At 48.6% G+C, this 22,543-nt stretch carries 22 protein-coding genes; 5 read left to right on the top strand and 17 right to left on the bottom strand.

Going from position 1 to position 22,543, the window contains the following annotated elements; translation table 11 throughout:
• Positions 1 to 14 precede the first annotated feature (14 nt).
• The 8 genes from J1836_RS03325 to J1836_RS03355 form a co-directional block, all read right to left on the bottom strand.
• On the bottom strand, positions 15 to 686 hold the full coding sequence (locus tag J1836_RS03325; RefSeq protein WP_207249678.1) for a glycoside hydrolase family 16 protein: 672 nt from the start codon (positions 684 to 686) through the stop codon (positions 15 to 17).
• Positions 683 to 1,927, bottom strand: a complete 1,245-nt coding sequence (locus tag J1836_RS03330; RefSeq protein ID WP_207249679.1) for an ISL3 family transposase — start codon at positions 1,925 to 1,927, stop codon at positions 683 to 685. The genes J1836_RS03325 and J1836_RS03330 overlap by 4 nt, the downstream gene beginning before the upstream one ends.
• A gap of 40 nt (positions 1,928 to 1,967) precedes the next feature.
• The gene (locus tag J1836_RS03335; protein ID WP_207249680.1) at positions 1,968 to 2,597 is read right to left on the bottom strand and encodes a hypothetical protein; all 630 of its coding nucleotides are present in this window, start codon (positions 2,595 to 2,597) and stop codon (positions 1,968 to 1,970) included.
• Positions 2,552 to 4,243 (bottom strand): carbohydrate-binding domain-containing protein, encoded by a 1,692-nt coding sequence (locus tag J1836_RS21425; RefSeq protein ID WP_278189482.1) that lies wholly within the window; start codon positions 4,241 to 4,243, stop codon positions 2,552 to 2,554. Before J1836_RS21425 ends, J1836_RS03335 begins: the two co-directional genes overlap by 46 nt.
• Positions 4,149 to 5,726, bottom strand: a complete 1,578-nt coding sequence (tnpC, locus tag J1836_RS03340; protein WP_242632653.1) for an IS66 family transposase — start codon at positions 5,724 to 5,726, stop codon at positions 4,149 to 4,151. The genes J1836_RS21425 and tnpC overlap by 95 nt, the downstream gene beginning before the upstream one ends.
• A 186-nt stretch (positions 5,727 to 5,912) precedes the next feature.
• Positions 5,913 to 7,664, bottom strand: a complete 1,752-nt coding sequence (locus J1836_RS03345; protein WP_207249681.1) for a cellulase family glycosylhydrolase — start codon at positions 7,662 to 7,664, stop codon at positions 5,913 to 5,915.
• 105 nt (positions 7,665 to 7,769) lie between these two features.
• Positions 7,770 to 8,306: an Lcl C-terminal domain-containing protein gene (locus J1836_RS03350; RefSeq protein ID WP_207249682.1), complete on the bottom strand. Its 537-nt coding sequence runs from the start codon at positions 8,304 to 8,306 to the stop codon at positions 7,770 to 7,772.
• A gap of 38 nt (positions 8,307 to 8,344) precedes the next feature.
• The gene (locus tag J1836_RS03355; RefSeq protein WP_207249683.1) at positions 8,345 to 10,012 is read right to left on the bottom strand and encodes an Lcl C-terminal domain-containing protein; all 1,668 of its coding nucleotides are present in this window, start codon (positions 10,010 to 10,012) and stop codon (positions 8,345 to 8,347) included.
• 375 nt (positions 10,013 to 10,387) lie between these two features.
• On the opposite strand from J1836_RS03355, the gene J1836_RS03360 reads away from it, so the two are divergent.
• Both J1836_RS03360 and murU read left to right on the top strand, forming a co-directional pair.
• Positions 10,388 to 11,398, top strand: coding sequence for an aminoglycoside phosphotransferase family protein (locus tag J1836_RS03360; protein WP_207249684.1), 1,011 nt, complete (start codon positions 10,388 to 10,390; stop codon positions 11,396 to 11,398).
• Between the two features lie 8 nt (positions 11,399 to 11,406).
• Complete coding sequence (gene murU / locus J1836_RS03365) at positions 11,407 to 12,078, top strand: N-acetylmuramate alpha-1-phosphate uridylyltransferase MurU (RefSeq protein WP_207249685.1); 672 nt, start codon at positions 11,407 to 11,409, stop codon at positions 12,076 to 12,078.
• On the opposite strand, the gene idi is transcribed toward murU, so the two are convergent.
• From idi to J1836_RS03390, 5 genes are all read right to left on the bottom strand, one after another.
• Positions 12,061 to 12,600: an isopentenyl-diphosphate Delta-isomerase gene (gene idi / locus J1836_RS03370; RefSeq protein WP_207249686.1), complete on the bottom strand. Its 540-nt coding sequence runs from the start codon at positions 12,598 to 12,600 to the stop codon at positions 12,061 to 12,063. The genes murU and idi overlap by 18 nt on opposite strands.
• A gap of 7 nt (positions 12,601 to 12,607) precedes the next feature.
• A complete protein-coding gene (gene folE2, locus J1836_RS03375) occupies positions 12,608 to 13,594 on the bottom strand; it encodes a GTP cyclohydrolase FolE2 (protein ID WP_207249687.1) in 987 nt (328 codons plus the stop codon).
• A 91-nt stretch (positions 13,595 to 13,685) separates the two neighbouring features.
• Positions 13,686 to 14,177: a rod shape-determining protein MreD gene (mreD, locus tag J1836_RS03380; RefSeq protein WP_207249688.1), complete on the bottom strand. Its 492-nt coding sequence runs from the start codon at positions 14,175 to 14,177 to the stop codon at positions 13,686 to 13,688.
• Positions 14,167 to 15,039 carry a rod shape-determining protein MreC gene (gene mreC / locus J1836_RS03385; protein ID WP_278189483.1) on the bottom strand — a complete coding sequence of 291 codons (873 nt, stop codon included), beginning with the start codon at positions 15,037 to 15,039 and terminating at the stop codon, positions 14,167 to 14,169. Before mreC ends, mreD begins: the two co-directional genes overlap by 11 nt.
• A 33-nt stretch (positions 15,040 to 15,072) precedes the next feature.
• A complete protein-coding gene (locus tag J1836_RS03390) occupies positions 15,073 to 16,119 on the bottom strand; it encodes a rod shape-determining protein (RefSeq protein ID WP_028489619.1) in 1,047 nt (348 codons plus the stop codon).
• 250 nt (positions 16,120 to 16,369) lie between these two features.
• Here J1836_RS03390 and hslO point away from each other — a divergent pair, with 250 nt between their 5' ends.
• The 3 genes from hslO to J1836_RS03405 are packed head-to-tail and all read left to right on the top strand — an operon-like array spanning position 16,370 to position 18,615.
• Entirely contained in the window at positions 16,370 to 17,236 is an 867-nt protein-coding gene (hslO, locus tag J1836_RS03395; RefSeq protein ID WP_207249690.1) for an Hsp33 family molecular chaperone HslO, read from the top strand.
• A gap of 30 nt (positions 17,237 to 17,266) precedes the next feature.
• On the top strand, positions 17,267 to 17,851 hold the full coding sequence (locus J1836_RS03400) for an NAD(P)H-dependent oxidoreductase (protein WP_207249691.1): 585 nt from the start codon (positions 17,267 to 17,269) through the stop codon (positions 17,849 to 17,851).
• Positions 17,845 to 18,615 carry an alpha/beta fold hydrolase gene (locus tag J1836_RS03405; RefSeq protein WP_207249692.1) on the top strand — a complete coding sequence of 257 codons (771 nt, stop codon included), beginning with the start codon at positions 17,845 to 17,847 and terminating at the stop codon, positions 18,613 to 18,615. Before J1836_RS03400 ends, J1836_RS03405 begins: the two co-directional genes overlap by 7 nt.
• Here the strand turns inward: J1836_RS03405 and J1836_RS03410 are convergent.
• The 4 genes from J1836_RS03410 to gatB form a co-directional block, all read right to left on the bottom strand.
• Positions 18,612 to 19,562 (bottom strand): hypothetical protein, encoded by a 951-nt coding sequence (locus J1836_RS03410; protein ID WP_207249693.1) that lies wholly within the window; start codon positions 19,560 to 19,562, stop codon positions 18,612 to 18,614. The genes J1836_RS03405 and J1836_RS03410 overlap by 4 nt on opposite strands.
• Positions 19,563 to 19,652: 90 nt before the next feature.
• Complete coding sequence (locus tag J1836_RS03415) at positions 19,653 to 20,651, bottom strand: hypothetical protein (RefSeq protein ID WP_207249694.1); 999 nt, start codon at positions 20,649 to 20,651, stop codon at positions 19,653 to 19,655.
• Between the two features lie 167 nt (positions 20,652 to 20,818).
• Positions 20,819 to 21,106 carry an Asp-tRNA(Asn)/Glu-tRNA(Gln) amidotransferase subunit GatC gene (gene gatC, locus J1836_RS03420; RefSeq protein ID WP_207249695.1) on the bottom strand — a complete coding sequence of 96 codons (288 nt, stop codon included), beginning with the start codon at positions 21,104 to 21,106 and terminating at the stop codon, positions 20,819 to 20,821.
• Positions 21,107 to 21,108: 2 nt separating this feature from the next.
• Complete coding sequence (gatB, locus tag J1836_RS03425; protein WP_207249696.1) at positions 21,109 to 22,539, bottom strand: Asp-tRNA(Asn)/Glu-tRNA(Gln) amidotransferase subunit GatB; 1,431 nt, start codon at positions 22,537 to 22,539, stop codon at positions 21,109 to 21,111.
• Between the last annotated feature and the right edge of the window lie 4 nt (positions 22,540 to 22,543).

Consider the following 22,543-nt stretch of genomic DNA (forward strand, 5'->3'; position numbering starts at 1 on the left):
TTTCCAATTATTAATCAGTTATCATTCCAAACTCGGACATAATCAAAGATCAAATCACCTTCCTGAGCAGCACGAGATTTATCATTAGCCCATTCTCCCCCACTAGAAAGGTCAAGCCGCAAGTGCATTGGTTCGTTGAAGATAACATCATAGTTCCCACCGATAGCTGCTAAGTCTTGGCGTGTAATTCGTGACCATAATTTTCCATCAATAGAAACATTTATTTCATTCGTATTACGGGTGAAGCTCCAGATATGAAAGTCTTTAGTATAATTGGCTATTTTAGCAGGTGACGCATAAGATTTCATGCAGTGTCCCCAACTGCAATTAACTCCATACCAGTGTGTTGTAAAAAAAGGAGTTCCATTATCCTTACCATTATTCACGAATTCAAAAATATCAATTTCACCACCTTTGGGCCAACCTTGATTACCCGTTCCATTTCCTAATAGCCAAAAAGCAGGGAAACCATCGGCATTACCCGGAATTTTGACTCTAGCTTCAATTTTTCCATGCTTAAACGTTTTAAAGGAATTCCATGTGGTTAATTCAGCTCCACACATTGGAGCATTCTGTAAATTTTTACATTTGCGATTTTTTAGGTAAAGTTGCCCACCCGATAAACTAGCCAAGTTAGGCTCTTTGGGAATTCCCGTGGAAGCCACCAGATGTAGTGTTAGCCTCATGCTGGTTGCTTCCTTGAAAATGCCAGATCCACCTGAATGTGTTGGAAGAAACGCTTCACATCCAACAACCCATAGCAGCGGCGCTTGATGACTTTCAGCTTGTTGTTCATGCCTTCGACAAAACCGGAGGTGTTGCGATCTTCAAAGTAGTTGGTGATGCCATCCTGCCATGTTTCCAGCAAGTTGAGGAATTTGTCAAAACAGGCCAGCCCTGATGCTTTAACCTTGGCCTTCCAGTCTTGTAGTTGTTGTTGGGCTTGTGCCTTGGTTTGTTCCTGTTCAAATAGCAGGTTCAGTTCATGACGCAGTAGCCAAGCATCTTTCAACTCAGGGGCGAGTAGCAGAAATTCTTCCAGTTGCCCACGCTGTTCTGCGGTCAATGACCAGTAGTGGTGACGGAACAGCCAGAGTGTCCCCTTACAGGTAGCGTAGGTATCTGCCGAAAGTGTTTGTTTGAGTTCCTGCAAGGTCTGCTTACGGAAATTGTCCACCTCCCGGTTGTAGTATTGTGCGACATGGAAACGGTCTACCACGATAGCGACCTTGGGCAAGGTTTCCCGGACGGCATTGGCAAAACCCTCGTTCATGTCACAACATGCCCCGCACACGGTGGTTTGCAGGTGTTCAGGAATGCTGCGCAGGAAGGCAGCTACCGTTTCTTTGAGACGGTCAGGCAACACAGCCAACACCTGCGGACGGTCATGATCATCCAGTGAGCTGATAATCGCGGCATAGTGCTTATGGCCTTTTTTCAGGGCGATTTCATCAATGCCCAAGGTGCGTAATTGCTTAAAACCAGACCAATCCACTTGGGTGCTGACACGACGTTTCAGCACCCCTTCCACCTCACCATAGCTGACACCACAGCGGCGGCTGACATCCATGACGGTGGAATTGCCCAACATCTTCAACAGCCAGTCCTCAAAAGCACGGGTATGCGGGCTGCGTGGGTCATACCATTCCAGCGTCTGGGTAGTGGTCGGGTCACCTTCGCAATGGCGGCAGCGGTAACGTTTGGGGCGGATTTCAATCCAGACATCACGCCCCAGAATCGGCAAATGGCGCAAACGGATCGGTCGGTCGTAGCCATGGAATTCGGTAATCTTGTGCCCACAGCAACGACACTTCGTGAATGAAAGGCTACTTTCCACTTCCAGAATGAAATTGCCCTGTGCGTCATGGGAACTCGACTGTAAACGGACGTTGGGGAGATCAAGCGGGATTTGCAGGCTACTGTTCATGGGGGATCCTCGCTAGGGGTGCTCGGTTTTCCTCATGATACTACATGTTGTGGCTTCCACGGGAATTCCCAAAGAGCCCCAAGTTACCCGCTGGAATTGGAAACCACACTGCACCGTTATTATGGAGACGCCCACCCGGAACCGTCTCCCAAAAATCATGATCAACCCACGCATTCAGGTTTGAGGTAAACTCATCCTTCCAAATAAGAACAGGTTTTGGTGTAACAGCATTTATTGAAAATACTTTGGCTTTCACAGTAACAGTACGAATTGACTCACCCACCTTCGACCATGGATTATTAAAGTATGCAGCACCACTCAAATCATATGTACCATCAGGTAAACTCTTAGGTAACAAATAGCTCACTTGCTGCGTACTTAACTTATCAGCCACAAACGACACTGCTACCGAAGATATTTGAAAATCCTGCTTATTATCACGTTTACGCAAATTAAATTGGAAACGGCCATTAAATGATTGATTAACTGCAACTTTAGTAGAAAATACAATTTTTTGACCTAAAGCAACCGTATTCTTATCCCCACTAATCTCATACACTGAAGCTGTAATTGCAGCATAGGCAGGACTTCCTAGCACTACAACAACTAAGCAGAGAACTGCCATTAGGATTTGCATAAAGGTGCTTTGTTTTTTGAAAACCATTTGCATATTATTTTCTCCGCAGGCTTACCATTAAAGTCATAGTCTCTAAGCCATGTAACACTATTTGTATCACTTCGTTCATGAAAGGGTTCTAAACCCCAAATATTAATACCCTCAATCCGTGGATCATCTCGCAAAGATTTTAAATAGCCATCCCAACCTTCCGCTTGACCATAAAAATCAATAACCGTATTGTCGCCATGGTTCCCCCAAAAACGATACACGGCTTCTGTACTTGGTGTACCAACTTCAGTTAAAATCACTTTAAGCTCAGATAAACCTTTGGCTTTACGCCATTGATTAATGCCATCGGTTACAAAGTCGATGTAGCTCTTGGGCGACCATTGTTTAATATTATAACTTTTCATGAAGTTTTCTAAATTAAAAGCATTGCTTATTACCGAAATACCATCCGTCATTTGAGGCTCGATTTTTAAACCATTATTAAACATTCTATTGTAAAAATCGTTTGATTTTGAACCGATTGGTAAGTTATTCATATTCGCATAAGCATTTAAACCAATGTAATCTAACGCATCCCAAAAACAAACTCGTGTTGCCTCGTTAGAACTTAAATAATCCCAGTGTGAAAATGTTGCACTGTAAGTTAACTTTAGTGTTGAATTTGCCTTACGCACATTTTGTATAATACTGTGCCAGCGCGAACAATTATTATGATTAATTCCTTGATACGCACCTGTAAGTTTTCCACCGAATTCAGTACCAACCATCATGAGCCAAGCGCCATTTTCTTTAGCAATTTTCGCGTGCATCAGCAGATTATGTTCAACTGCATCAAAAAACGCTTTGGGGTCATAAGGAACAAACCCGTAATCACCTCCACTATGAATAGAGGCAGGCACAATATCATAACCCAACCCAGGGGAAAAAATTTGCACATGAGGTTTTAACGTTACCTTCAGACCACGCTTAATTGCATATTTCATCGCAAGACTGACACTTTTATAGTTTTGCTTATTATCCAACACGGAAACAAAACTAGATTTGCCGTTTTTTAACGTTAAAGCTGTCACTACTGAAACAGTATTAATTGTTATATTGTTGCCGCCGACATTAACAATCTCATCAATTACACGGCAACCAGTACCTTGACATGTTGCGCCCGCCCCAAAGAAATTAAGCCCGCCCCATCCAAAAATAGTCACGCTTTGATAAGGAAATATCCCACTTGGAGTCAAAATTTTTAGATTATTCACATACAAATTGCGGTCTTCTGGAGGGTTCATATAATCATTTGTAAATGCAATGGTCACGTTATGCACACCTGAAGATACGCCGGTGCGAATAGTATAATTACCAACAGATTTAGAATTAACGATGAAGTTTTTTATTAATTTATCATCAATCCTTAGCTCCATCATAGGCCAAATATTATTTGCTACGCTTCCATAAGCTTGCACTTGAAATTCATAAATTGCTGTTGTTTGAAAGTTTACAGATGATCTTACATATCCATTTGACCAAATTCCCCACCCCACGCCAATGGCTTGACCATTGCTTTTAGTTTGGAAATTACTGCCATTAATCGGTAATTGATCACATCCCCACCCCTTGCGGTAAAGCGGGCAGGGCAAAGCCAGCGCGGGCAGCGGTAATAACACTGGCAAGATAAGCCAAGGCAGACTGTCCACGTTTGCGGCAAGTACCGATGATGCTGGCCAGCATGGCAAACGCACGGCTCCCCGTAGCACTCTTTGTGCCATGGTTGGTTTTGCGCAGGATCACCCAATGGCGCAACGCCCGCTCAGCCTCATTATTGGTCAAGGGAAGCCACGGGTGGTCAAGGATTCGGAAAATGGCATCCCAATCATTGATGAACTCTTTCGCCAGTGCCGCCGTCTTGTCATGGGCAGATACGGCATGGATCAAGCATAATGCCCTGAATTCCAGGAGTTTTGCCTGATGGCGTTGACGGATCACGTCGGTTTGCGTCCCCACCGTGCCGCCTGCTGCCCGCCAAGCGTAAATGTCGTCCTGTAATACCCTCAGCCAAGCGAGGGTGAAGTTGCCAAACGTCCGCCCGTCTTTGTCCAGTGATTCTGCCAGCCCACGGGCTTTGCGGATCAGGTGCGCCCAGCAACGCAAGCGTTTGGGGTGGTGGCGGTAAGCGGCATAGCCATCACTCATCAGCCAGCCCCCAAAGTGGGGGCTAATCACGTTGTCGAGCATTTCAATGGTGCGCTGCCCTACGTAGAAACAAACGCTGAGGGTGGTGACGAATGTCCATAGCCACAGGGCTTCGCCACGCTCTTTCCAAGAGGTTTCATCAATATACAGCACCCCGCCGTCAGCGGTGGCTTCTGCCAACAGCCCTTCCACCAAGGCATCTTCCAATGGAGAAGCACTCGCGGCTGCTTCCTCAAAACATTGCTGCAACACCCCGACACTTAGGGGAATGCCCAACACCTCCCGCAACAGTTCTTGTGTGCCACGCAGTGACAAGCGTGAGCGCAGCCGTAGGTGGACAATAAGTGCCGCCAGATTGCCCCCAATCAGCCGCCACTCGCCCACATCAACCTCCGGGTATAACGGGTCGGGAGCTTGGCGATGCGGGATATGGCGGCTCACATGACCGCAGGTGCATACGCTATCGTGAAGGTGGTGGCGGGTGGTGATGACGGTCAGTCCGGGGTTCCCATCCGTGCCAAACTGGATGTCCACACTGTCATAGGCGGTATAAATACGGGAGACAGCCGCATCCAGGGACCTGCCACAGGCTTCACATCGGCTGGGGTAATGGTGTTCGTCTGCATTGATGGGCGGATGCCATACCCGACCATAACCCGGTGCGCCGGGTTGTTTACCCGCTTTGCGTTTGGCTGGTTGGGCTGGCTTTGTGCCCGCCACAGCTTCTGGTTCCGGGGTTGGCTTTCCTCTGGCTGCACCCACCCCTTCTGTTTCGGGCAAAGCCACCGTTTTGGGTGACGTTTCCCACGGGAAACCGCTGCTGGGTGGTTTGGAGGAGTTGTTGGAGTTTTGGTTGATCTGTTCCCGCGCTTCTTTCAGGTCATGCAACAACTTGGTCGACAGGTGCAGCAGTTCCTCCGGCGTGAGCTTGGCAAGGTACTGGCTGTTAAGCTGTTTGAGGCTGTGGTCTTTCAGTTGTTGGGTCATCGGGGGAGTGTCGCAAATTTAGTGCGTTTGGGTAAGGGGGGACTGTTCAGTTACATTAATCGAAGCAGTAGTAGTCCACGGCTCTACCGCCATAGATGATAAAGAAAACACACACAAAGTCAGTAACAAGAGTAGCTGTATGTGCCATCGCTTTACTGTAATAAGTAGCATTGTAAACTCCTAGTATTACTTAACACTAAAATACATACCCTGACTCACTGCTCGCTCACCTGTCTTGGTAATTGCTGTTACCCACCATTCAGCGCCACCACTTGCCAACTTTACAGTGGGTTTGTATTGGCATAGGGCAGTTGTACAACTTGCTGCTTTACTGGTCAATTCTATCTTTACTACACCTGCGAGATCATCCGTTGCTGTGCTCCCACCATACTGATTTACCCATAAATAGTAACGTTCTGCACCTAGAGCAGGCTTCCATTGATAAACCGGTTGTTTCACATTATTACTACCCGTTGGTTTAAGTAATTGGGGAGATAAAACGCTAACAGTTACGGTAAATGCCCCCGTATCACTCAGGAATGAACCACTACTGAGCTTTGCCGTTACCCACCATTCAGCATTAGCTTTACTAAAGACGACGTTAGGCGTAACTGTGCATAATCCATTACTTGTACAATTAGCTGTTTTTGGAGTATACGTTTTATTAATTTTTCCGGGAACATTAGGGGTTGCATATTCATTAACCCAAAGTGTGTATTGACTGGCTCCCAATACAGATTGCCAAGAAAAAAATGGAATATTCGTCGCAGTGTTTCCAATAGGTGATAGCAAGACTGGTTTGTTATTAGTTCCACTCATTAATTCTTTAAATTTTTTTCCAGCAGGTTTGATATTTAGTTTACTATCAAATAAACCAAATTGATATTCACGTTCATTGACAGTGGAATTTCTATCCACTAATTCGTACCAGCAAGCAACTGGAACGAAAGTCCATTTTTTGATTAGGGCAATAGCGCGATCTAGATGTGTTGCTTGACCTACTGCTCCTGATCCATTCCAGTCGGTATTACTATCAAAACCAAATTCTGTAAACCAAATTTGTTTATCATCCCCTGCGGCTAACATAGCCTTACGGATGCTTTCAACACCTACTTGGAAACACCAAAACTTGGGTTCACGCACCCCAACCGGACATTCATCTGGACCAAAACTATCTTTGCCATTTGGGTAAACATCTGTATAAGGATGAATCGCAAGGGCATCAAAATACCCCTTAATACCTGCTTTATACATTGCTTGTACATAGGCTACATCCCCACCTGCAATCGAACCTGCCAATACCTTGGCTGAAGGGTCTGCTGCTTTTAGGCGGCTGTAAGTAGCTTTAACCAAATTGGTATAGTGTGCGGCGGCGGCTAAATCAATAAAAGAGCCATAATTATCATTACTCGCTAATGGACGCGCACGATACGGAAGCCAGTTACCTGTAAAATTTGGCTCATTCCAAATCTCATAAGCCAATACACGACCTTTGTAACGTTGTGCTAAACGGGCAAATGCCTTGCCATAATTATTAACGTCGGTGGGAGGGTATTTCAGATAACCATCATAATTCGCATCCTGACAACGTTTCATTGGGTCAGATGAAGCCCAACAAGGTGTTTGTGACATTTGTAGGATGGGTTTTGCACCCGCTTTTTCAATCGCAGCAATATCGGCATCCAATTCATTCCAAAACCATTGAGCCGTTTGCCCTGCTCCAGCTTCTTCCATCAAATGCCAAGTAATGGGCAAGCGCACCACTTTTGCCCCAATCTCTTTTATTTTACTGGCATATTTAGCTGTTTCTATCCCACGGGAATGAACACCGAATAACTGCACATTAGTACTTGCCGCTGCATTCGGTGTTATCACTGAATCAGCAGAAACCAGTGCTGGCAGAGTTGCCACCAACAAAATACATAATATTTTTAACATAACACCTAAATCTCTACAATTACTCAATATAAGTACCGATCAACTATGTTGTCATCAGTAGCTCTCACTTTATCAATATTCCTTAAAGTGAAAAACATTGTATATTTACTTGCCACCACGAACCAATCGAACGTTATAACTGTAAGGCTTTTGTTGAAAATCAACATACCCCTTTCCGCCAAACCAAGCCATCCATATTGCCCCCCAAGTATTAGGCGATGATGACCAAAACCCACCAGATAACTCAATAGATTCAGAAGGAAATACTTCTAAATTAATGGCTGGACTTTGACACTGCTTCTCAATAATAGAATGTAGTTCTTTAATATTCGGCAAACGCCAGTCTTTATATCCAGCAAATCCTTCATTAGAATTAATTCTATAAATCTCTTCTAGTGCTTCCTTCCAATTGTAAGTAACAGCACTATTTTCACTACAATCGTTTCCACTTTGTCCTTCACTACATTTTTTCCACATCAAACTAGATTTTTTATCTGTAACTGTTCCATTACCGTTATCAATAAATTGATTGGTTGGAGTAGTAGCTAGAGTATTGTCAGATTTACATATTTGACTTGAATTCACCATGAGTGGAAACCATGACATGGCAAGAAAAATTATTAACTTTTTAAAAAAAAACATAAGCCTTACTCCAAAGCATAAAAGCAATAACTAAAAAATCAGAAAACACCACGAACTAATCTTACTTTTAAACTCAAGCGTTTGTTATCAGAACTGCTGTTGCCACTATCAAAATCTACATACCAAGCATTGTCAATATCGCCAGTATTAGGCCAAACCCCACCAAATGAAGGAGATGAAGACCAATACCAAGTAAATAATATGTGATCATAAAGACCATATGATACTTCACCAGCTCTAATGTCAGGAAAATACCTAGAATCAATCTGATATTCTTTATTTTTACCTAAATCAACAATGCTATAAAGTTCATTCTCAGTTGGCATACGCCAATCAGACGCACCACACCAACTACTTAAATTAACTCGATTTACATATGCGTTCGTATTACAATAATCAATTGGGTATTCAATTGAAGATCTAAAACAAATATTACTTGGCGTATCACCTCTAGGCTGTTGATACAGATAACCATTAGAACCACCATTAGTAGTTTTATTTGGATTGTACCAAGTATATCTGTCATCAGGATCATGCAAACCAGTATCACCTATTGTATCATTAGGAATACCTTGCTTAACTTCCCAAATTAAGCCAGTAACATTATCTTTAACACAAGTCCATTGAGTTGCATTAGCAGGAAGCGCGTAACCATTACGGTCTATTTTAGTATAACTAAAACCAGCATAACCGTCATAGTCGTTATTAGTCGCTTGTATCGCATCACGTCCGTACTCTGCATCTTGTCCTAAATAACCAATATGTGGACAAGTAATGTTAATTGAGTCACCAAAACAATTGGTCATGCCAGTATCATTGAGTCTACCTGTAGGTGTTGGTTTTACTAAAATACCTTCTGCTTTGACGAGAATACTGACGGTATCCTTCGCAATAGCACCCTTATTGTCGGTCACAGTCAGTTCAAAGGTGAGGGTCGTATCAGCGGCTACATCCGGGGCAGTAAACGTAGGTTTGGCTGTCGTTGCACCCGTCAACGCCACCGTAGTACCCGCCGTCTGTTTCCACGCATAAGTAGCAAGCGTACCGTCACTGTCTTTGCTGCCACTGCCATCCAGCGTGACCAACGTTTTTTCGTTAAGCGTCTGGTCGACTCCTGCATTCGCGGTTGGTAAGAGATTCTGCGGTTTTGCCGCCACAGTGATGCTAACTGTCGCCGCTTTGGATACGCCTTTGTTGCTATCCTTGGCAGTGAAAGTAAAACTGTCCGCTCCCAGATAACCCTTTTTGGGCGTATACGTGACCGTATTACCACTTTTCACGACTACTGTACCGCCCTTCTTACTCTTGCTAGGAACGTAAGTTAGGGGATCACCCTCCACATCAGCCCCTATCAGCGCAATATCCACCGCCGTATCCTGCACCGTTGATGCACTAGCATTCTGTGCGGTTGGTACATCATTCACACTGATTACCACAACCTTAACCGTTGCTGGCACAGAATCCTGTGTACCGTCGTTCACCTTAAAAGTGAAACTGTCTGGAGTCGTGGCAGTATTGAAATAATTAGCAGCGGGGACATACGTCGCTTTACTACCCGCTAAAACAACCGTACCGTGGCTCGGTTGGCTAACTAACGTATACGTAAGCTTTTTCTTTTCTGGATCAACGCCTTTTAGCGTGATTGCCGCTTTACTGTCTTCTTTCGTCGTGACAGTGACAGATGTAGCGGTAGGTGGTTGATTCACTGTCGCTGCGGCGGATACGCCACATGAAAGCAATAGCAATGTGCTAGAAAAGGCAGTCCCTAATACAGGGGGATTCGACAACACTCTAAGCAATCGAGGGAATGAGGGCATGGGGCAAGCTCCTTATACAAAAACCTGATGTACTTTTAGCTTAACACCTTGTCGATAATTTTATTATATATAACTTATTAAAATAATTACAAAAAAACAATATATTGAGCAACTATTAATCTAATAAATAGATTATATCATTAATAATTGATATTAATTTTTAGTCTCGTAATACGCCATTTTATTGTTCAATTTGCAGAAAGCCTCACATGTTAGGATACACTCTTTACTACCCTATCAACGAGACAGGAACAGCCGAGGTCTATGACACAAGATACACGTCTTGAGCAATTAACCCAGTGGGTCAACAGTCTGCCGGGTTGGGAATACGCCGTGCTTGAACCCGCTTCTGCGGATGCCAGCTTCCGCCGCTATTTCCGCGCTCGCAATACCGAAGGTGGCACAGCCATCTGCATGGATGCACCGCCCGACAAGGAAGACATCCACCCATTTGTGGAAGTCACGCACCTGCTCGCCACCACCAAGGTACACGTCCCGCAATTGCTGGCACAAAATTTGTTCGACGGTTTCTTGCTCTTAGAAGACCTTGGCAATACCAGCTACCTCAGCCAACTAACACCGGCTACCGCCAAAGATTTATACGCCGATGCACTGCAAGCCTTATTGCACCTGCAACAAGCCGATTGCGATAACCTGCCCGCGTACAACGAACGGGTTTTACGCCGTGAAATGGAGCTAATGCCGGAATGGTTCTTAAAAACCCATCTCGGTTTCAGTGATGCAGACATTCCGCACGAATTGATTGCACAAACCTTTGAAGACCTGATCGAATCAGCGATTGGGCAGCCCGTGGCGTTTGTCCACCGCGATTACCACAGCCGTAATCTGATGGTCACACCCGACAATAACCCCGGTATTATCGACTACCAAGATGCGGTGCTCGGCCCTGCGACTTACGATTTGGTGTCATTATTGCGGGATTGCTACATCGTGTGGCCGCAATCACAGGTCGAATGGTGGGTCGACTCTTACCGCAAAGAAGCGATTACCTTAGGTATTTTGCCGCCGGTTGACCAACAAACCTACCAACAATGGTTTGATTTGATGGGCTTGCAACGCCACCTCAAAGTACTAGGAATTTTTGCGCGTCTGAATCACCGCGACGGCAAAGCAAGCTACCTCAATGATCTGCCGCTGGTGTTGAGTTACGTGCTAGAAATTGGTTCACGCTACCCTGAAACCAGCGAGCTGATTGAGTGGATGCGCCGCGCAGGCATTCCCGAACGCATCGGCACCGTGCACATCCCCGACTGAGGCGCAGCATGAAAGCCATGATTCTCGCCGCAGGGCACGGCACACGGATGCGCCCCCTCACCGATCATACCCCCAAGCCCTTGCTCATGGCAGGCGGCAAGCCCTTGATTGTTTGGCATATTGAAAAGCTGGCGCGTGCTGGGTTTCGCGACATCGTTATCAATATTGCGTGGTTAGGTTGGAAACTCCCAGAAACACTGGGCGATGGTTCGCACTGGAACGTGACCCTACACTATTCCGATGAACAGCAAGAAGGCGCACTAGAAACCGCTGGGGGTATTATCAAAGCCCTGCCGTTGCTGGGGGATACGCCGTTTCTGGTAGTGAACGGGGATGTGTGGTGTGATTATGCGTGCCTGCCGTATACCTTGGCAGAACAGGATCTGGCGCATTTGATTCTGGTCAACAATCCAACGCATAACCCGCAAGGCGACTTTGCCTTGAACAATGGACGCGTTGCCAGCACGGGCGAACCACGCTACACCTTCAGCGGTATTGGCTATTACCACCCAGCACTGTTTGCTGGATTAGCAGCAGGTAAACACCCACTCGCACCCCTGCTACGTACCGCCATGACGGCGGGGCAAGTGAGCGGGGAACATTTTACAGGCGATTGGCGCGATATTGGTACACCGGCACGGCTCACCGAATTGGATCAGGATTTAACCGCGTGCGGATAAAAAGTCGGCCACTTTAACCTCAAGCAAAGCAGTTTCCAGCTTACACCACGGCGAATAACGCCCAGCAGCATCCGCGTCCAACACCTGTTTAAAGTCTTGCCACGGAATCCAGCGCGTAGCGGCGACTTCTAATGGGTTAGGAACAGGCTCGACGTGGGTACGTGCCAGCCATACAGGGCAAATCTCGTTTTCAACCACGCCACCGTATTCGCAGCGGTACTGGAAATCGGGCAACGCTTCATACAAATCATCGACTTGCATTCCCAATTCAAATCGCACGCGGCGTTGGATAGCAGCGACTACCGATTCGCCTAACGCAGGATGCCCGCAACACGAGTTCGACCAGAAACCTGCCCAAGTGACTTTGGCAAAACTACGCTGTTGCAGCAACAATTCACCCAGTTGATTGAAGATAAACACAGAAAAACCCCGATGTAACGGGGTTTCCAAGGTGTGTACCTGTGCTTTGAGCTGCGTACCCAGCACAGTATTGTGCTGGTCAACCAGAACGACGTGCTCCATTGACACCTTAGGTCGGGTGGACGTATTCGCGTGGGTCATCGCGATAGCCGCCGTCGATACCTTTCACCACCACGGATACCGCATCGTGGGCGTGCAGACTTTCCATGTGGTTCACGCGCAACCAGAAATCACGCACCGAAATATCGTCATTCAGGGCAGCTTTCAAACGGCGAGCCGCGTCTTCGCAGAACATCAAGTTTGCCGCATTTAACCGCGCAAATTCCTGCTCATCTTCGCGCTTAACGGTTGCTTGAACAGGCGTTTTCAGCGCATCTTCCACCCGATCAATCAGGCTGGTAATCGGCAAGGTACGCACTTTTTCCGCTAATTTGATACGCACTTGCGCAATGCTACGTTGGCTGTGTGGCGTGGCGCGAATCCCCTGCGTTGTCCCCAACCAGTCATAAACCGTATTGGCATCCACCACTGTCGCGTCTTGCCCAAAGGTTTCGCGGAAACCTTCTTGGATTAACTGCCGCGCTAACGCTGCTGAACACGGGCACGTCGACGAATACGGCACTTCCACACTCACTTCGGTGTCGATTTGTCCATTGCGTAAGGTCGCAGCAACTTTGACGGGGTAATTTTTCCAGCCGCTGTTATCACTTAATAGGGAGTTACGACGCTCAAAGTAATCAAAGCGGCATTCCAGATACGCCGCATCACTCAAGCAGCCGTGCGTATCCACGAACTGGGTAATGGTTTGGCGCAATACGTCTGGGGTCAAATCATTCATGCCAAGGATATTATCCAGCGCCACATACAGGCGCGACATGTGGATACCTTTGCTATTAGGGTCAATCAGGTTAACGTAAGCCTGTACCCGTGCCAATGTTTGCACGCGCTCACCGTTAGGGCTGCGCAAAAAGATAGGCAGTTCAATTTGGCTCATTCCTACCCAGTTGAGCGTACCTTTTGCGCCTGCCAACGGTTGCTTGGCAACGTCGGGCATTACGGCGCAAGGCAGTTCCGAGCAGGCATTTGTAGACATCATGTGAATTCCTCTTGATCAGGACGTAGGGTGCAAAGGGTCACAGTAACAAAACACTCAACGCTGTGACAATTTACCTCGACCAGAACCGTGATTAAAGCGCTTTGCGCTGTACATGGAAATACCCAAGCAGGGAGTGGTACACCGGCCAAATGACAATGCTGCTCAATAAAGACGCCCAATACAGCCAACCAACCGTTACACTGCCGCCGGTAACGCGCTGTATCCAGAGCGTTATCAGCATGTACACCCCCATAATCACAAACAACAATGCCAATTGCTGCATAAAGGCTTCGGGGGTCATGCGCAAACTCAAGCGTACTGCCAGATATGTCACCAATACATACCCCAAAGCGTGTTGACCTAAGAGCGAACCGTATAAAGCATCGACCACCAAGCCGATCACGAACACGATCAACAGGCTGGTACGATCACGAATCACCAGTGCCCAATGCACTAACGTTAGCGCAATCCATTCAGGACGCCATGCAGACAAGGTATCACCCAGCGGAATAATCGCGAGGATCATCGCAAGAATCAGAGTCAACAGCATCGCGCCCGGAAAGCGCAGGTCATTAACGGGCATCCGTTACCTCGGCTGGTGGCGGGGTGATTTCACTGTTCTTCCAAACCAGCAGTACTTCGCGCACTGCTTCGTAGTCTACCGTTGGCATGGCTGAAACACTCGTATTGCCTTTCTTGAATTCAATCGCACCGGGGTAAACTTTCGCTACTTGGAAGCCTGCTGGAAACAAGCCGCCCAAGCCGGAGGAGACAAACACATCCCCTTCTTTCACGGTACTATTAGCGGGTAAATTTTCGACTTGCAGCGGATAGCCACGCCCTTTCTCATGACCATTGATCAAACCACGCTCACCATTGCGCTGGTTCTGCACGGGAATGGAATGTTCACGGTCAACCAGTTGCATCACGGTAGCATCCAACGGCGTTACATTGACCACTTGACCGTAAATATTACCGCCATCCAACACCATCTGCCCTTCTTTCACGCCATCCCTCGACCCCTTGTTAATGGTCACTAAACCGCGTACTGGGTCTTGTGCCACTTTGAACACTTCCGCCATCGAAAAGGTATAACCTTCACGCGGCGCAGCATTCAACATGACACGCAAGCGTTGGTTTTCAGCTTGCACCAAATTCAAATCTTGTTGCTGAGCGCTCAACACTTGCAGTTGTTGCTTTAACAGAAAGTTTTCTTCTGACAACTGGCTTTGTGATGAGAAAAAGCCACTGGAACGTTTGTAGACACGTTGCGGAAAATCCACGCTGGATAACAACGGATAAACCATCATCGTCGCAATCGTGCGCACAGGCGCAAGCGCCGCAGAGTTCCGGTTATCCACGGCCATAAGCACCAGTGCGACAAGAATTAATACCATGAACCGGAATGAGAATCCCGGCGTGGCATGATAATTTACATCGTTAATGACGGCCTCCGCTGCTGTCGTGCCGCTTTATGATCAGTCGGTAGCGAGGAAGTTAACGCCTTCTTCTTCCATGATCTCCAAAATCTTGCCGCCGCCACGCGCCACGCAAGTCAGTGGATCATCGGCAATCACCACCGGAATACCGGTCTCTTCCATCAGCAAACGGTCGAGGTCACGTAATAACGCCCCACCACCGGTCAATACAATGCCACGGTCGGCAACGTCAGCCGCCAATTCAGGGGGTGTCTGTTCCAACGCCGTTTTGACCGCACTCACAATACCAAACAGTGGCTCTTGCAAGGCTTCGAGAATTTCGTTGCTGGTCAGGGTAAAGCTACGCGGCACACCTTCGGAAAGGTTACGCCCTTTGACTTCGATTTCCAGCAATTCTTTGCCGGGGTAAGCCGAACCGATTTCGCATTTGATGCGTTCTGCCGTGGCTTCACCAATCAACATGCCGTAGTTACGACGTACATAACTAATGATGGCATCATCCAAACGGTCGCCGCCAATACGTACAGACGCGGAATACACAATGCCCCGCAAGGACATGATTGCCACTTCAGACGTACCACCACCGATGTCCAAAACCATTGAACCAATCGCTTCATCCACTGGAATGCCCGCACCAATTGCTGCTGCCATCGGCTCTTCGATCAGGTACACTTTACGCGCACCCGCACCGAGGGCAGAATCTTTAATGGCACGACGTTCGACTTGCGTCGCACCGCACGGTACACAAATGACCACGCGAGGACTTGGGCGTAAAATACGACCAGCATCCACTTTGCGGATGAAATGTTGCAACATTTTTTCGGTGTAAGTGAAATCGGCAATCACGCCGTCTTTCATTGGGCGAATCGCGGTAATATTTTCTGGGGTGCGACCGAGCATTTTTTTAGCTTCAGTACCCACGGCTTCGATGGACTTCGGGCCACCTGGACCACGGTCTTGACGAATAGCGACCACAGAAGGCTCATCCAGTACGATGCCTTTGCCACGCATATAAATCAGGGTATTGGCGGTGCCGAGGTCAATGGAAATATCATTGGAAAATAAACCTGATAAGGCTCTGAACATAATCTAATCAATCCGGCTTAAAGCTAAAAAATGGAGTGTCCGAACACATCCTGCGTGGCTGTCGTTTTATTGCGAACAGGCTAACCTTCTGGAAGCCCCAAAAAATAATTCGCTAAATGTAACAACCGCCACTACTTTGGGCAAGCCGACTTGTGTGATAACTTCACATTCCGGCTAAAATGGATGCCTTTTTAGCAGATTAATCAGCGTTTAGAAAGCAATTATCAACCCATAGGGTTAATGTACAATTATGTCAGCAGATACACTCAGACGTTTTATGCTTGAACAAGCGCATGTGCGCGGTGAATGGCTACATCTTGACCAAACATGGCAAGCGATGCTCGCCCGGGCCGCCTACCCCGCGTTTGTCAAAACCATCTTGGGCGAAGCCCTCACCGCTGCCGTGTTACTGGCGGCAACCATCAAGCACGATGGCTCGCTCACCTTACAGATCAGCGGCGATGGCCCGATTCACTTATTGGTCATTCAAGCCACCGCACAAGGCACGGTACGCGGGCTAGCGCAGTGGACGCGGGAAGCCGAGGCGACCACCTTGCCAGCCCTGTTTGGCGATGCGGCACAGCTTGCGATTACCTTGGAATCCAATAATAGCAAGGAACGCTACCAAAGCCTGATCCCGCTAGAAGGTGATTCGTTAAGCGCTGCCCTCGAAGCGTATTTTGAGCGTTCCGAACAATTGCCGACTCGCTTGTGGTTGATGTCAGATGATAAGTCAGTCGCTGGTATTCTGTTACAACGCTTGCCGCAAGCCGAGGTGAATGCGGACGATTGGCAACGCGCCTCAGTCTTACTCGATACCCTGACCCGTGAAGAATTGGTACAGCTTGCTCCAGAAGACTTGCTGTTCCGTTTATTCCACGAAGAAGACGTGCGCTTATTCGATGCCAAGGACATCCGCTTCCAATGCAGTTGCAGCCAAGAACGCGTGGAAACCATGATCCGTTCGTTAGGGCAAGCCGAAGCAGAAACGATTGTCGCCGAACAAGGGAAAATTGAGATCATTTGCGAATTCTGCAACGCCAGCTATACACTGGACGCGGTCGACACCGCCTTGTTATTCACGCCTGCGATGCCGCCGAATGATACCTTACACTAACCGAATCATTACTTTATTACTGGAAATCTCATGCGTGTCTTGATCGTTTACGCCCACCCCAACCCTAGCAGCTTCAACCATGCGATGCTGGATTATTGCCGTAACGGCTTGCTGGCAGGCGGTCACGAAGTCCGCGTCAAAGACTTGTATGCCGAAGATTTTGACCCCGTACTGCGTGCTTCCGATCTCGCCGTACTGCAAACCGGCACGATTCCCGAAAAAATCGCCCGTGAACAGCAAGATTTGCTGTGGGCAGATGGCTTGGTCTTCATTTACCCACTGTGGTGGTTTGACCGCCCCGCGATTCTGAAAGGCTGGTTCGACCACGTACTCACCAACGGCACCGCGTTTGAATATTCGCAGGAAGGCGTAAAAGGCTTGCTGAAACACCAACGCGCCTTGGTATTGATCACCGCAGGCGGCACAGAAGACTACTTCCGCCAAACCGATGCGGAACATTTGATCTACCGCCCCGTCACGGATGGCACACTCGCGTTCTGTGGGATCAAAGATGTGCGCCACAGCATTTATTACAATGTCCCCGCCCTTAGTGCCGAGGCACGTACCGACATTTTGGAAGACATTGCCAAAATGGGGCGTGAGTTCGCGTGTTAAATTACCGCCTCTTTGGTGACTTGAGCAGCAGCGCAGCACCCTTGGTGGTGCTGCACGGCTTATTAGGGTCGTTGGATAACTGGCATACCTTTGCGCGTGGACAAGCGGGTAAACGCACGGTGTTAGCCATTGATTTACGCAATCATGGCGACTCCCCGCACGTTGCAGGCATGTCATACCGGCAAATGGTCGACGATGTGGTGGCTGTTTTGGATACGCTCGCCATTCCCGAATGCTATTTGATGGGGCATTCGATGGGCGGCAAAGTCGCGATGATGCTTGCCTTGCAACACCCTAGCCGCGTGCGACGCTTGCTGGTGGTGGATATTGCACCCAAAGCCTACCCACCACGCCATCAAGCTTTATTGCACGCCATGGTCGGAATGCCCCTAGGCGAATTGAGCAGCCGCAAACAAGCCGACGAATGGCTCAGCGCCACCGTCAAACACCCGTTTGAGCGCGGTTTTTTGCTAAAAAATCTGGGCAGAAAAACAGAGGGGCAGTTTTACTGGCAATGTAATTTGCCCGAAATTGCACGGCATTACCTGAAGATTTCCGGTTTCCCCACCACGGACGCGGTTTACCCTGCCCCAACTTTATTCATTCGCGGTGGGCAATCGGATTACGTAGCCGATACCGATTTGCCCATGATTCGGCAAGCATTTCCCGCTGCTGAACTGGTCACAGTTGCAGCAGCAGGGCATTTGCCGCATGTGCAAACGCCCGCCGAATTCACCGTGCTAGTAGAGGCTTTTTTGGGTTAAGCCAAGAGACGACGGTAAGTATTCACCCGATTGGACCACCCCGCTAACCAACGGCGTTCGTTGTTGGCGGGCGGTGAATTTCTGACGCGACGTTCCAACACACGCATCGCCGCATCCGCAAATTCGTGCAAAGCTTGCTCACCAGGGCGGCTCGGGCGCATCTCTTCCAGCACTTGTAACAAGCCCCAGTTTTGCCCGTTGTAACCACCGCTGCGGCTCAAACCTTCACCTTTGAAGTTGGTGTAATCAATCAGTGCGTACCAACCGCCCGGCGTATTCGCGACCGCATTGAGGTTGCTGACAATCTGTGGGCGCAATGGCTCAGGGCTACTATTCACCAATTTCGGTACGGCACGACGCGTGCGATCCACGATGAACTGTGTCTGTAAGTGACGAGTTTGATAGAGAAAACGTTGCAGTTCCTGAATTTTCCCCATTTGCTTCGCCTGCATCAGCTCGCCCTTGCTGCGCCACGGCGCACCCGGCGATTGCGTCAACAGTGGAGGGGGCTGTACGCCGCGTGCCTGCATGTAAGCCAGCAATTCGGGGAAGGTGCTGCCGAAACGTTGCTGCCGACCGTCTGCCGGATACCACGTAAAATGCCCGATTCCCATTGATGCAAAATTCTCGCCATCATTCCAATGCACTAGGTTATCCATATTGCCACCGCCTTCGTTCTTGAAGATCTGGTCGCCAATCACTTGCAATTCGACGGTCGATAATTCCGGCATACCATTGCTGGCGGACTGACTGGGACGATTGAGCGTTTGTGAACCATAGTGGGAGGCATTCTGTGCTGCCGGATTGTGCATGGAAAAAGAGGAATTCGCGCTTGTCGATGGCGTGGATGTCGCCCCTGCGCCCCGCACCGCTTGCGAACTAGGGCTACAGGCGGATAGACCAAAACTTGCCAACGCGGCAAGCGCCATCACGGTTGATGTTTTCATAAACAATTCCCTCTTATTATTATTTTTAGGGAACTATAATGTAAATCGACTCGCCGGAAAGTATTATCCGACGAGCGCTACAATGGACACTTATACGCCGGGGTAACGGTAAGTATTAATGCGGTTTGACCACCCCGCCAACCAACGCGCTTCATTGCGAGCAGGCGGCGAATTACGCACCCGCCGTTCCAACACGCGACTGGCGGAATCCGCGAAGGCATTCAGGGCTTGCTGCCCCGGCTGACTCGGCTGCATGTTTTCTAACACTTGCAACAGCCCCCAGTTTTGCCCGTTATAGCCACCGGACGTATTCAGCCCTTCGCCTTTGAAATTGACGTAATCCACCAGCGCGTACCAACCACCGGGGGTATTCGCAATCGCATTCAGGTTTTGTCCAACGGTAGCGCGGGATTGTCTAGGGGCAGCATCAACCAATTTCGGCATGGCACGGCGGGCGCGTTCGACGATGTACGCAGCTTGCAAGAGGCGCGTTTGGTAAAGCAAATTTTGTAATTCTTGCACTTGCCCGCTTTGCTTGGCGTGCATCAACTCGGCTTTGCTGTTCCACGGTGCGCCTTGGTAACGGGCTTGTTGTACCCACACGGGCAACGGCACACCATTGGATTGCAGATGACCTAACAAATCTGGGAAGGTGTTGCCAAAGCGTGCCTGACGCCCTGCGGGATACCACGTAAAATGCCCTAAGCCCATTGAGGCGAAGTTTTCACCGTCATTCCAATGCACTAACTTGTCAGGATCACTGCCGCTTTCGTTTTTGAAAATGCGGTCGGCAATCATCATGAGTTCATGGCTGGACATCTGCGGCATACCGGATGCGCCACCGCCTAACGTACTGCCTGTAAAGCCTGCATACGCAGCAGTATTATTACGCCCATTTTGACGGCTGGTTTGTGCCACTTGGCGCGATTTATTGCCAGTATTTTTAGCAACTGAGGTTTTTTTAGTCGCACCAAACAGTAATTCATCCGTTTCATCTTGCTGAGACGATTTGATTGTCTGTGAACTGCACCCCGATACCCCGATGGTCACGGCAAGTGCAATAAATGTTCCCCACGCCTGAATGCGCATGTTGTTCGCCCCTCGTTATTTACCAGCAGATATTTTTGAATTAATTGCTGGGCATTAATAATCCAGAGCAACTTTACGTATGCTTAATAAGTTAAATTAATGATAATAAGAGCAAAAAACCCGCAAAAAGCGGGTTTTAACAGGGGAAAATATCAGCGCAAATCGAATTATTCGAGCACTTTGGGTACGAGGTACAAGCCATCTTCCACTTCTGGCGCGACGGACTGGTATTTCTCGCGATGGCTGGTTTCTGTCACCACGTCTTCACGCAAGCGTTGCATCATATCCAGCGGATGCGCCATCGGCTCAACCCCCGTGGTATCCACCGCACTCAACTGATCCACCAAATTCAGGATATTGGACAAGTTCTGGGTATACGCCTCCAGTCGATCATCTGGCACTGCCAGACGCGCCAAACGCGCCACTTTTTTCACTTCAGCTTCACTAATCGCCATAATCAGCCTTCCAACTTCTGTTTCAGAATATCGTTCAAGGTATTGGGGTTCGCCTTCCCTTTGGAAGCCCGCATCGCCTGCCCCACAAAGAAACCGAACAGCTTATCCTTACCACTGCGGTATTCCGCCACCTGCCCCGGATTATTCGCAATGATTTCATCAATCACCGCTTCAATCGCGCTGGTATCGGTAATTTGCTTCAAGCCTTTCTTGTCGATGATTGCATCGGCAGAGCCTTCGCCGTTCCACATTGCCGCGAACACATCCCGCGCAATCTTGTTGGAAACGGTATTGTCCTGAATGCGCTTGAGCAATTCGATCAACGCCGCACTGCTTACCGGCACGGCAGCAATCTCCATCTCATTGTCTGCCAACGTTTTGCTGACTTCGCCATTCACCCAGTTCGCCGCGAGTTTCGCATCCCCGCAACCTTGCGCGACTGCCTCGAAATAATCCGCCACTTCACGGCTGAGCGTCAGCAAGCTGGCATCGTAAGCCGTCAGCGCGTATTCCGCCATGAAACGCTGTTTCTTGGCATCCGGCAATTCCGGCATGGTAGCGCGTACCGCTTCAATATCCGCTGGAGTGATTTCCACAGGCAGCAAATCAGGGTCAGGGAAGTAACGGTAGTCGTTAGCGTCTTCCTTGCTGCGCATCGAACGGGTTTCGTCCTTGTCCGGGTCGTACAAGCGCGTTTCCTGCACGACCTTGCCGCCGGATTCGATAATGTCGATCTGGCGTTCCACTTCGTGATTGATGGCGCGTTCAATAAACTTAAACGAGTTCAAGTTCTTGATTTCGGCACGTGTGCCGAATTCTGCACCGGGGCGACGTACCGACACGTTCGCATCGCAACGGAACGAACCCTCTTGCATATTGCCATCGCCTACGCCGAGGTAGCGCACCAATGCGTGCAGCTTTTTCATGTAAGCCACGGCTTCTTTGGCATTGCGCATATCCGGCTCGGAAACGATTTCCAGCAACGGCGTACCTGCACGGTTCAAGTCGATCCCGGTTTGTCCTTGGAAATCTTCGTGCAGCGATTTGCCCGCATCTTCTTCCAGATGGGCGCGGGTAATGCCAATGCGCTTGGTGTCACCGTTTTCCAGTTGGATGTCCATGTGACCTAAGCCAACGATGGGCAGCTCGTACTGGCTAATCTGATAACCTTTGGGCGAGTCAGGGTAGAAGTAGTTTTTACGTGCAAAAATCGAACGCGGCGCAATCTCAGCATCAATTGCCAAGCCTAAGCGAATCGCCAATTCCACCGCTTTTTTGTTGAGCACGGGCAAAACACCCGGCATCCCCAAATCGACCAGATTGGCTTGCGTGTTCGGCTCTGCGCCGTATGCGGTCGATGAACCCGAAAATATCTTTGAATTGGTGGCAAGCTGGGCGTGAATTTCCAGACCAATAACGGTTTCCCATTCCATGCGC

The organism is Thiothrix fructosivorans (assembly GCF_017349355.1).
GTDB lineage: Bacteria > Pseudomonadota > Gammaproteobacteria > Thiotrichales > Thiotrichaceae > Thiothrix > Thiothrix fructosivorans.

Coding starts and splice junctions, on each gene's coding strand:
- J1836_RS03325 (WP_207249678.1), bottom strand. CDS start 686: ATGAGGCTAACACTACATCTGGTGGCTTCCACGGGAATTCCCAAAGAG.
- J1836_RS03330 (WP_207249679.1), bottom strand. CDS start 1,927: ATGAACAGTAGCCTGCAAATCCCGCTTGATCTCCCCAACGTCCGTTTA.
- J1836_RS03335 (WP_207249680.1), bottom strand. CDS start 2,597: ATGCAAATGGTTTTCAAAAAACAAAGCACCTTTATGCAAATCCTAATG.
- tnpC (WP_242632653.1), bottom strand. CDS start 5,726: ATGACCCAACAACTGAAAGACCACAGCCTCAAACAGCTTAACAGCCAG.
- J1836_RS03345 (WP_207249681.1), bottom strand. CDS start 7,664: ATGTTAAAAATATTATGTATTTTGTTGGTGGCAACTCTGCCAGCACTG.
- J1836_RS03350 (WP_207249682.1), bottom strand. CDS start 8,306: ATGTTTTTTTTTAAAAAGTTAATAATTTTTCTTGCCATGTCATGGTTT.
- J1836_RS03360 (WP_207249684.1), top strand. CDS start 10,388: ATGACACAAGATACACGTCTTGAGCAATTAACCCAGTGGGTCAACAGT.
- murU (WP_207249685.1), top strand. CDS start 11,407: ATGAAAGCCATGATTCTCGCCGCAGGGCACGGCACACGGATGCGCCCC.
- idi (WP_207249686.1), bottom strand. CDS start 12,600: ATGGAGCACGTCGTTCTGGTTGACCAGCACAATACTGTGCTGGGTACG.
- folE2 (WP_207249687.1), bottom strand. CDS start 13,594: ATGATGTCTACAAATGCCTGCTCGGAACTGCCTTGCGCCGTAATGCCC.
- mreD (WP_207249688.1), bottom strand. CDS start 14,177: ATGCCCGTTAATGACCTGCGCTTTCCGGGCGCGATGCTGTTGACTCTG.
- J1836_RS03390 (WP_028489619.1), bottom strand. CDS start 16,119: ATGTTCAGAGCCTTATCAGGTTTATTTTCCAATGATATTTCCATTGAC.
- hslO (WP_207249690.1), top strand. CDS start 16,370: ATGTCAGCAGATACACTCAGACGTTTTATGCTTGAACAAGCGCATGTG.
- J1836_RS03400 (WP_207249691.1), top strand. CDS start 17,267: ATGCGTGTCTTGATCGTTTACGCCCACCCCAACCCTAGCAGCTTCAAC.
- J1836_RS03410 (WP_207249693.1), bottom strand. CDS start 19,562: ATGAAAACATCAACCGTGATGGCGCTTGCCGCGTTGGCAAGTTTTGGT.
- J1836_RS03415 (WP_207249694.1), bottom strand. CDS start 20,651: ATGCGCATTCAGGCGTGGGGAACATTTATTGCACTTGCCGTGACCATC.
- gatC (WP_207249695.1), bottom strand. CDS start 21,106: ATGGCGATTAGTGAAGCTGAAGTGAAAAAAGTGGCGCGTTTGGCGCGT.
- gatB (WP_207249696.1), bottom strand. CDS start 22,539: ATGGAATGGGAAACCGTTATTGGTCTGGAAATTCACGCCCAGCTTGCC.